Here is a 9,540-nt window from a genome sequence, read left to right as displayed (position 1 = left end):
ATTCCCGGGGCAACCCCACCGTGGAAGCAGACGTGATTCTGGAAGATGGCAGCATCGGCACCGCCTGCGCGCCGTCCGGGGCCTCCACCGGTTCCCGCGAGGCTCTCGAATTGCGCGATGGCGACAAGTCCCGGTATCTGGGCAAGGGTGTTCTGAAAGCGGTCGAAAATGTGAATACCGATATCCGTTCGCTGCTGCTGGGCAAAGATGCCGCGGATCAGCGCGAACTGGATCGCTTGATGATCGAGGCCGATGGCACCGAGAACAAGTCCAAGTTTGGCGCCAATGCCATTCTGGCGGTCTCCCTGGCGGCGGCCAAGGCGGCGGCGATTTCCCGCGGCATTCCGCTCTATGCCCACATCGCCGATATCAACGGCACTTTGGGTCGTTACAGTATGCCGGTGCCGATGATGAATATCCTCAACGGCGGTGAGCACGCCGACAACAATGTGGATATCCAGGAGTTTATGGTTCAGCCGGTGTCGGCAAAATCCTTTGCTGAAGGCCTGCGCATGGGTGCGGAAATTTTCCACTCCCTGAAGAAAGTGTTGAGCGGCAAAGGCCTCAATACAGCGGTGGGCGACGAGGGCGGCTTTGCCCCCAACCTGTCCTCCAATGCCGAGGCGCTGGCGGTGATCAAGGAAGCCGTTGAAGCGGCGGGCTATGTGCTCGGCGAAGATGTCACCCTGGCACTGGACTGTGCTTCATCCGAATTCTATAAGGACGGTCAATACAATCTTGCCGGCGAAGGCAAGGTCTACAGCTCTGAGGGCTTTAGCGATTTCCTCGCGGAACTGTGCGATCAATACCCGATTATTTCCATCGAAGATGGCCAGGATGAGTCGGACTGGGACGGCTGGAAGTACCAGACTGAAAAGCTTGGCCACCGTGTACAACTGGTGGGGGATGACCTGTTTGTCACCAACACCAAAATCCTCAAGAAAGGTATTGAGTTGGGCGTGGCCAATTCCATCCTGATCAAGTTCAATCAGATCGGCTCCCTGTCCGAGACCCTGGATGCCATCAAGATGGCCAAGGCGGCCGGATACAGCGCGGTGATTTCTCACCGTTCCGGCGAAACCGAGGACACCACCATTGCCGACCTGGCTGTGGCCACAGCGGCTGGTCAGATCAAAACCGGCTCCCTGTGTCGCTCCGACCGGGTATCGAAGTACAACCGGTTGCTGCGTATTGAAGCGGAACTGGGCGGCCTGGCCCCGTATCGTGGCAGGGCAGAGTTCAACTCCTGATCGGAGTGTTTGTTGTAGGAACAGGGGCGGCCATTGGTCGCCCCTGGCGTATCCGCTGTCTGCCGGCCCCGGCAACAGTTGTCGGGCCGCTGACGGCGCATTCCGAGTCCGGTAGAATCCCTCCATGCGCTGGCTGCTGATTTTTCTCTCATTGTTGCTTCTGCTGCTCCAGTACCAACTCTGGCTGGGGGAGGGCGGCCTGGCCAAAAAGCTGACCCTTGAGCGGCAGGTTGCCGAACAGCAACAGCGGAACGAAGGCCTGGAGCAGCGCAATCAGATTCTGGTCAGTGAAGTGGTGGACCTCAAGGAAGGGCAGGAAAGCATCGAGGAGCGGGCCCGGACCGATTTGGGGATGATCAAGGAAGGGGAAACCTTCTACATGGTGGTGGAGCCAGAGGATAAATGAATTCCATTCATTGCGGGTCTAGGCCCAACCATCTCCAGTGCTGCGTTCGCGCTAAGGGACGTCTGCCATGACGGATAGCTGGATCGTTGTGCCCGCAGCCGGTACCGGTAGCCGCTTTGGCGGCGTGATTCCCAAACAGTACCAGTCGCTGGCTGGCAAGACCGTGATTGAACATACACTGGCGCGCCTGCTGTCGGTCAATGATGCGGTTGTGGTTGTGGCGGTGCATCCGGAAGATACCCATTGGCCCCGTCTGCCGGTGTTTGATCACCCCCGTATACGCACGGTTCACGGCGGCAGGGAGCGCGCCGACTCGGTGCGCCTGGCGCTGGAATGTCTGTCCCGCGAAGCGCACACCGACGACTGGGTGCTGGTGCACGATGTCGCCCGGCCCTGTGTGCGGGTGGCCGAAGTCCGCCATTTAATGGCCACCCTGAAAGATCATAAAGTGGGCGGCGTACTGGCGGTGCCGGTGAGCGATACGGTCAAGCGGGTGGATCGCGGCGACGATATTGCCGCCACCGAAGACCGATCCAGGCTCTGGCTGGCCCAGACCCCGCAAATGTTTCGCTACGGCCTGTTGAACTGGAGCTTGAAAACCGCCGTGCGGCAGCAGTGGCAGCCCACCGACGAGTCGGCCGCCGTGGAGCGGCTGGGGCATGTGCCACAGGTGGTCGAGGGCAGCCGCGACAATATCAAAATTACCCGTCGCGAGGATCTGGCCATTGCCGAGGCGATTCTCCGCTTTCAGCGCGAGTCAGAAAATGGCCGCGGCCAGCTCGACTAACAGATTGGGGGGCGATGTGATGAGAATTGGCCAGGGTTACGACGTGCACGCCTTCGGCGCAGGGGATCACCTCGTTATCGGCGGGGTGAAAATTCCCTACCAGCAGGGGCTGATCGCACACTCCGACGGCGATGTGCTGATACACGCCCTCTGCGATGCCCTGTTGGGTGCCGCCGCCCTCGGCGATATCGGCCGTCACTTCCCGGATAACGACCCCGCCTACAAGGGGGCCGACAGCCGCGGCCTGCTGCGACGGGTGAAGGCCCTGTTGGATGGCCAAGGCTATTCCCTGCTGAATGCCGACCTCACCCTGATTGCCCAGGCGCCGCAGATGTCGCCACACATCGACGCCATGCGGAAGAATCTGGCCGAGGATATGGCGTGTCGCATCGACCAGCTCAATATCAAGGCGACCACTACAGAAAAGCTCGGTTTTGAGGGGCGCGGTGAAGGCATCGGCTGTCAGGCGGTGGTGTTGCTGAACTCCGATCACTAGCCACTTGCCGTGCCAATTTGCGCCAGGCAGTCGAGGATGTCGCCCATCAGCTGATTGATCTGGTTGAACCGGACGGGCTCCGCCAGGATCTGTTGCGCACTTTGCACGTATGCACTGTCATCCAGCTCATCCGCACACTGGGTTGTCAGATCCAGGGCCGATTGCGGGGTGGTCTCCAGGTGAAACTGTAAACCCAGCACGCGATGGTTGTAGAGAAACCCCTGGTTCGCGCAGGCGGGACTGCTCGCCAGGGGCATGGCGCCGGCGGGAATGGCAAAGGTGTCGCCGTGCCAGTGAAATACCTCAACAGCTTCCGGCAGCGCCCGCCCGAAGGCGGTGGTCTTGGCTGCGTCGGAAATCGTCAGGGGAAACCAGCCAATTTCCCGCTGGGGATTGCGGGTGACGGGTGCGCCCAATACGTCGGCAATGAGCTGTGCGCCGAGGCAAATACCCAGCACAATCTTGCCCGCTTCGATGGCGCGGCGAATGAACGCCTTTTCCTCCGCCAGCCACGGATACAGCTGTTGGTCAGCGACCCCCATGGGGCCGCCCATGACGATTAGCCAGTCGATGTCATCCAGCGGCGGCAGTGTTTCATTCCGGTAGAGGTGGGTGGCACTCAGGTTGTGGTGGCGTTGATGGAACCAGCTTTCCATACTGCCCAATCCCTCAAAGGGAACGTGTTGAAGATAGTGAATATGCATAACAACAATCCAGGTAGAAGTGATGCCTGCCGGCATGATGCTGTGCGGCAAGTGTCCCGAACCTCGCACCATGGCAATCCTAAGGAAATTATGAGCAGCAGGCAATTTACCCTCGATTTTCCCCGCGCACTGGGTGCTGTGCCGGGGCGCGCACTATTTCGCCAAACCCCGGAAGATTTCCAGGTGACCGAGCGGCTGGGTTTTGAGCTGGCCGGCGAGGGCGAACATCTCTGCCTGTACCTGGAAAAGCGCGGCCAGAATACCCGCTGGGTGGCGGGAATGCTGGCCGAACATTTTGCTGTCGACGATGTGGCGGTGGGTTACTGTGGGATGAAGGATCGCCATGCGCTGACCCGCCAGTGGTTCAGTGTGTATCTTCCCGGCTCCCAGGAGGCCCCGGCGTCTACCGCCCCGGTGATTGCAGGCTGTTCTGTGCTGGAAACCGTCAGACACAATAAAAAATTGCGCCGCGGTGTGCACGCCGACAATCATTTCGTGATTCGCCTGCGACAACTGGAGGGGGATAGATCCGCTGTAGAGCGGCGCCTTGGGGTGATTGCCTCCCAGGGGGTCCCCAATTACTTTGGTGAGCAGCGTTTCGGGCGCGAAGCGGGCAATCTGTTGGAGGCAGACCGGTTGCTCAAGTCCAAAGCCGCCGAGCATCAGCAGCGCAGGCGCAAGTCCCGGCAGCCCGCCAGCCGGGGCGGCCTGTACCTGTCTGCGGCCCGGGCTTATCTGTTCAATCTGGTGTTGGCCGAGCGGGTGCGCCAGCAAAACTGGAACAGGCCGCTGGAGGGCGAAATGGACCCCAGTGGGCCCATGTGGGGGCGGGGGCGAAGTCAGGTGCCGGAACCGGTGCGGCTGCTGGAGTCCGCAGTGTTGCAGCCCTGGCAGGATTGGTGCCACGGCCTGGAGTTCAGTGGCCTGTCCCAGGAGCGCCGGGTCCTGTCGCTGCTGCCCGGGGAATTCAGCTGGCATTGGCTGGGGCAGGACGATTCGGATGGCACAAATCTGCAATTGTCTTTTTCGCTGCCGAGCGGCTGTTTTGCCACCGCGCTGTTGCGGGAAGTGGCAGAGCTCCAGTCACCGCGGGCCGTGGCGGAATGAAGGGGCTGTGGTATAGTGCGTTTTTCGGTTGATAGTAGGGGCTTGCAAGGGTGAATTCGATTGAGCTTGGTGGCATTGGTATGACCTCCCAGCGAACCCGTGAACGTCTCATCCAACGGCTTAAAGATCAGGGTATCAGCAGCCAGCGCGTGCTGGACGTGATGCGGGTAACGCCCCGTCACCTGTTTCTGGATGAAGCCCTTTCCCATCGTGCCTATGAAGACACAGCGCTCCCCATCGGTTACGGGCAGACCTTATCCCAGCCCTATATTGTCGCCTTGATGACAGAGATATTGCTGTCCCAGGGGCCGCGCAAGAAGGTACTCGAAATCGGCTCCGGTTCTGGCTATCAGTCGGCCATTCTGGCGCAGCTGGTGGGTCAGGTTTACAGCGTTGAACGGATCAAGCCGTTGATCGACAAGGCCCGGGAGCGCTTGCGCCTGCTGGGCTTGCGCAACGTGCGTTTTTCCCACAGTGACGGGGGCTTCGGATTGCCGGACAATGCGCCCTACGATGCCATCCTCAGCGCCGCTGCACCCAACGAAGTGCCCGAAGAATTACTCCATCAACTGGCCCCGGACGGTATTCTGGTGATCCCCGTGGGTTCCGGTGAGGTCCAGGAGCTGCGTGTCATTACCCGTCAGGGTGACAGTTACAATTTCGAAGAGCGTGTGGCTGAGCGGGTGCGGTTTGTGCCGCTGCTCAGCGGCGTCGCCCGCTAACGGCGCGGCGACTCAATCATGGATGTTGCAAAACGCTGGCTGCTGCTGTTTTTCAAGGGTATGGCAATGGGTGCTGCGGATGTGGTGCCAGGTGTCTCCGGCGGCACCATCGCGTTTATCAGCGGTATCTATGAGGAGCTGCTGGATTCCATTCGCTCTGTCAATTTCCGCTCCCTGAAACTGCTGCTCAGCCATGGCCCGCGGGTGTTCTGGCAAGCCATCAATGGCAATTTTCTGTTGGCGTTGTTTTCCGGCATAGTGTTGAGCATCGCCTCGCTGGCCAAGCTGGTCAGCCACCTGCTGCAGGCGCAGCCGATTCTGGTCTGGTCGTTCTTTTTCGGTTTGATTGTCGCCTCGATCATCTACATTTTTCGTCAGCTGCCCCACCTGCGTTGGCAGGAGTGGTTGGCCCTCAGCTTGGGCACCGTTTTCGCCCTAGCTATTTCCTTTGCTTCGCCAACCCAGGGTTCCGAGGGCCTGTTGGCGGTTTATTTGTCCGGGGCCATCGCCATCTGCGCCATGATCCTGCCGGGGGTTTCCGGCAGTTTCATCCTGCTGCTGCTGGGCATGTATTCAGTGATGATTGATGCCGTCAGCGAACTGCACTGGCAGTTGTTGCTGATGTTTGTGCTCGGCTGTGCAACGGGGTTGATGGCGTTTGCCCGCTTGTTAGCCTGGCTGTTACACCGATACCACTCTGTGACGATAGCCCTGCTGACGGGATTTCTGGTGGGCTCACTATTGATTGTCTGGCCCTGGCGGGAAACGCTGGAGGTCATGATTGACGGGCGCGGTCGCGAAGTGGTGTTGTCTTCGCGGTTATTACTGCCTGCGGAGTTTGCTCGCGTCACCGGTCTCGACCCGCGGACATTACTGGCGATGGGCTGTATGGCCGCCGGCTTGATTCTGGTGCTCGGTCTGGAATATCTTGGTGGCCAGCGCAGGAAGCTCTGACGACAGGGGTAAAGTTACAGGGGAGTCGCTTTTTTTGTCAGTACCGATGTGCCAGGGATTCTTGTTGAGAAGGGTTGTCCTGTGTGCCGGACTGCTGCTCGTGACTGCCTGCCAGAGTCCGCCGCCGGCGCCCATTGTCCAGCGCCCGCCACCTCCCAGTGAAAAAATTAACTACCATATCGTGTCCCGGGGCGAAACCCTGTTTGCCATCGCGTGGCGCTATGAAAAGGACGTGGATAAACTGGCCCGCGCCAATGGCTTGGGGCTGCCCTACACCATCTATGACCGTCAGCGCCTGACCTTGGATACCACCCATTTGCCGCCAGTGCAGAGGGAGGTGGCAGCTGTTGCCAGGCCGGTAGTGACGTCCCAGCCCGCCCAGCCGGTGCTGCAGTCCCCAATCAAAGTCACCAAGCCGCCACCGAAATCGACCGCCTCGCTGCCTTCCAGCTGGCACTGGCAATGGCCCGCCGAAGGTCGGGTGAGTCGAACCTTTAACAGCGATCAGCTGTTCAAGGGGGTGGATATTGAAAGTCATCCCGGACAACCGGTGGTAGCTGCCGCGCCCGGCGTGGTCGTTTATTCAGGCAATGGTCTGCGGGGCTATGGGCAATTAATCATCGTCAAGCACAGCGAGGTCTATCTCAGTGCCTATGCCCACTGCCGAAAAATTTATGTTCGCGAGGGGCAGATGCTGAAAGGCGGTGAGAAAATGGCCGAGGTCGGTGGCGATCCGGCCAATAACAAGCGCCTGTACTTTGAAATCCGCAAGGACGGCAAACCGGTCAATCCCCTGGGTTTCCTGCCCCGGCGTTGATCGGCGCGGGGGCTGCTAAATGATCTTTCGGCAATGGTTACACGGAGGGAAATTTGGTGTTACATTGCCTGTGGCCGTAGGTGAAAGGGGATGCCCCATTTTAGTGCCGGGAAGCGGTTGGTGTTTCTGTTTATAGATTTGGAATAGCTTCTGTGTCAGATGAAACCGATAACGACTTTGACGATAATGATAATGACAACGGCGACAATGGCCTCGAATTCGGTGACAAAAGTGCCTCTCACGGCACTGGCGAGCCGGAGGAGTCGGTCAAGAAGTCAAAGGACGAAAAAGTTCTGGATGCCGCCAGTCTCTACCTGAAAGAGATCGGTTACGCACCGCTGCTTACCGCCGAGGAAGAGGTTTTCTTCGCCCGCAAAATTCACAAGGGCGATGATGCCGCACGCAAGCGGATGATTGAGAGCAATCTGCGCCTGGTGGTAAAAATCGCCCGCCGCTACGTCAACAGGGGGCTCTCCCTGCTCGATTTGATCGAGGAGGGCAACCTCGGCCTGATGCGCGCGGTGGAGAAGTTTGACCCCGAGCTGGGCTACCGATTTTCCACCTATGCCACCTGGTGGATACGCCAGTCCGTGGAGCGGGCGTTGATGAATCAGACCCGCACCATCCGGTTGCCGATTCACGTGGTAAAAGAACTGAATGTCTACCTGAAAGCTTCCCGGCGTCTCGCCCAGGAGCTGGATCACGATCCCACCGCCGAGGAAATCGCCAGGTCGCTGGATAAAACCGTCGACGAAGTCTCGCGGATGTTGCGCCTCAATGAACGGGTCAGTTCCGTGGATGTTCCCATGGGCAAGGACGGCGACCGCATGCTGGTGGAGACCCTGGCGGACGAGCACCCCAACGATCCGGAAGAACTGGTGGAGGATGCGGACATGACCGCTGCTGTGGAGGCCTGGCTCTCGGAATTGACGGACAAGCAGCAGGAGGTTATTGCCCGCCGCTTTGGGCTGCACGGCCACGATGTGGCTACCCTGGAGGAGGTGGGGCATGAGATCGGTCTGACCAGGGAGCGAGTCCGGCAGATTCAGGTGGAAGCGTTGCGCCGCCTCCGGGCTATCCTCAAGAAACAGGGGCTCGACGGACAGACCCTGTTTGAGGACAGCTGATTCCTACTGGGATTTTTTTTCCAAATAGCCAAGGTGTTTTTGCACCACTTGCAGGGTGGTTTTGAACAGTTTGGGTGTGGCACAGACAATGTTGCCGCTGTCCATATAGTCTTCACTGCCGCTAAAGTCGCTGACCAGCCCGCCCGCTTCTTTCACCAGTAGTACGCCAGCAGCGATGTCCCAGGGTTTCAGGTTCATTTCCCAGAATGCGTCAAAGCGCCCCGCCGCCGTATAGGCGAGGTCCAGTGAGGCGACCCCCAGACGGCGGATCCCCGAGGACTGTTTTGCCAGGTCGGTCAGGCAGGACAAATAGGGTTCCATGTGTTCAATGGAGGGGCTGTTAAAGGGAATGCCTGTGGCAATGACGGCGCCGGGCATGCCGAGGCGGCCAGAGACGCGGATGCGTTTGCCGTTGAGAAAGGCGCCGCGGCCGCGACTGGCGGTAAATTCTTCGCGGCGCATCGGGTCGAACACCACAGCGTGTTCCAGCCGGCCCTTGTAGCGGCAGCCGATGGACACGGCAAAATGCGGTATGCCGTGGATGAAATTGGTGGTTCCGTCTAGTGGATCAATGACCCATTGGTAGTCATTGTTCTCGCCTTCCAGCAGTCCGGATTCCTCGCCAAGGATGCCGTGGTCGGGGTATGCCTTGCGCAGGTGATAGATGATTTCCCGTTCGGCGGCGCGATCCGTTTCCGTGACAAAGTCGTTGCGACCCTTTTCGTCGACCCTGATCAGGTCACTGCGTTCGGTGGCGCGAGCAATCATTTCCCCGGCTTTGCGGGCGGCGCGAAGTGCGATATTGACCATCGGTTCCATTGCTAGCTGTTCCACTGTGGCGAAAGCGCGGCATTGTAGCAGAGAGGCGGAGTTTGGGGGGAGTGGAAAACCATGATTTCAGCGGTTCTTCCTGATAGAATTCGCGCCCTTCTAAAGTCGCTGGGCGGTCACTGAAAAAAAAGCGTTTTGGCCGAGATCGAGAATCTCATTCAAGCCTTTTTGACAGGATTCTGGTTTGCGCACTTGCAGTTTGACAAGTGACGAACAGATTCCCCGCCGCCAATCTGATACGTGAGCAAGTCGTGTTTGAAAACGTTCGCATAGTACTGGTCAATACTACCCATCCGGGCAACATCGGTGGTGCTGCCCGGGCATTGAAAAATATGGGTT

The 9,540-nt window shown here is 59.0% G+C and carries 11 protein-coding genes and 1 pseudogene; 10 read left to right on the top strand and 2 right to left on the bottom strand.

The genetic code is table 11. From position 1 onward, the window contains the following. From eno to ispF, 4 genes are all read left to right on the top strand, one after another. Window positions 1-1,250 (top strand): phosphopyruvate hydratase (gene eno / locus ABY948_RS09005; protein WP_461482198.1); only part of this gene is annotated, 1,250 nt, incomplete at its 5' end. A gap of 124 nt (window positions 1,251-1,374) precedes the next feature. After that, on the top strand, window positions 1,375-1,656 hold the full coding sequence (gene ftsB, locus ABY948_RS09000) for a cell division protein FtsB (RefSeq protein ID WP_461482197.1): 282 nt from the start codon (window positions 1,375-1,377) through the stop codon (window positions 1,654-1,656). A 67-nt stretch (window positions 1,657-1,723) separates the two neighbouring features. After that, window positions 1,724-2,443 (top strand): 2-C-methyl-D-erythritol 4-phosphate cytidylyltransferase, encoded by a 720-nt coding sequence (gene ispD / locus ABY948_RS08995; RefSeq protein ID WP_461482196.1) that lies wholly within the window; start codon window positions 1,724-1,726, stop codon window positions 2,441-2,443. A 19-nt stretch (window positions 2,444-2,462) separates the two neighbouring features. After that, a complete protein-coding gene (ispF, locus tag ABY948_RS08990) occupies window positions 2,463-2,939 on the top strand; it encodes a 2-C-methyl-D-erythritol 2,4-cyclodiphosphate synthase (RefSeq protein WP_461482195.1) in 477 nt (158 codons plus the stop codon). On the opposite strand, the gene ABY948_RS08985 is transcribed toward ispF, so the two are convergent. Then, on the bottom strand, window positions 2,936-3,595 hold the full coding sequence (locus ABY948_RS08985) for a type 1 glutamine amidotransferase (protein WP_461482194.1): 660 nt from the start codon (window positions 3,593-3,595) through the stop codon (window positions 2,936-2,938). The two genes, ispF and ABY948_RS08985, sit on opposite strands and share 4 nt — an antisense overlap. 138 nt (window positions 3,596-3,733) lie before the next feature. On the opposite strand from ABY948_RS08985, the gene truD reads away from it, so the two are divergent. The 5 genes from truD (at window position 3,734) to rpoS (ending at window position 8,370) form a co-directional block, all read left to right on the top strand. Beyond that, window positions 3,734-4,750 carry a tRNA pseudouridine(13) synthase TruD gene (truD, locus tag ABY948_RS08980; RefSeq protein WP_461482193.1) on the top strand — a complete coding sequence of 339 codons (1,017 nt, stop codon included), beginning with the start codon at window positions 3,734-3,736 and terminating at the stop codon, window positions 4,748-4,750. Between the two features lie 80 nt (window positions 4,751-4,830). Further along, window positions 4,831-5,472: a protein-L-isoaspartate(D-aspartate) O-methyltransferase gene (locus ABY948_RS08975; protein WP_461482192.1), complete on the top strand. Its 642-nt coding sequence runs from the start codon at window positions 4,831-4,833 to the stop codon at window positions 5,470-5,472. 18 nt (window positions 5,473-5,490) lie between these two features. Beyond that, window positions 5,491-6,426, top strand: coding sequence for a DUF368 domain-containing protein (locus tag ABY948_RS08970; protein WP_461482191.1), 936 nt, complete (start codon window positions 5,491-5,493; stop codon window positions 6,424-6,426). Window positions 6,427-6,490: 64 nt separating this feature from the next. After that, window positions 6,491-7,243 (top strand): peptidoglycan DD-metalloendopeptidase family protein, encoded by a 753-nt coding sequence (locus tag ABY948_RS08965; RefSeq protein ID WP_461482190.1) that lies wholly within the window; start codon window positions 6,491-6,493, stop codon window positions 7,241-7,243. 152 nt (window positions 7,244-7,395) lie between these two features. Continuing rightward, window positions 7,396-8,370 carry an RNA polymerase sigma factor RpoS gene (gene rpoS, locus ABY948_RS08960; RefSeq protein WP_461482189.1) on the top strand — a complete coding sequence of 325 codons (975 nt, stop codon included), beginning with the start codon at window positions 7,396-7,398 and terminating at the stop codon, window positions 8,368-8,370. Window positions 8,371-8,373: 3 nt separating this feature from the next. On the opposite strand, the gene ABY948_RS08955 is transcribed toward rpoS, so the two are convergent. After that, window positions 8,374-9,189, bottom strand: a complete 816-nt coding sequence (locus ABY948_RS08955) for an inositol monophosphatase family protein (RefSeq protein WP_461482188.1) — start codon at window positions 9,187-9,189, stop codon at window positions 8,374-8,376. Between the two features lie 248 nt (window positions 9,190-9,437). On the opposite strand from ABY948_RS08955, the pseudogene ABY948_RS08950 reads away from it, so the two are divergent. After that, window positions 9,438-9,540: pseudogene (locus ABY948_RS08950) on the top strand (tRNA (cytosine(32)/uridine(32)-2'-O)-methyltransferase TrmJ); the annotation flags it as partial.

The sequence above is a fragment of the Porticoccus sp. genome (assembly GCF_041592135.1).
Lineage (GTDB): Bacteria > Pseudomonadota > Gammaproteobacteria > Pseudomonadales > Porticoccaceae > Porticoccus.
Note: the sequence above shows the minus strand (reverse complement) of the source record. Positions and strands in the feature narration are given on the sequence as shown.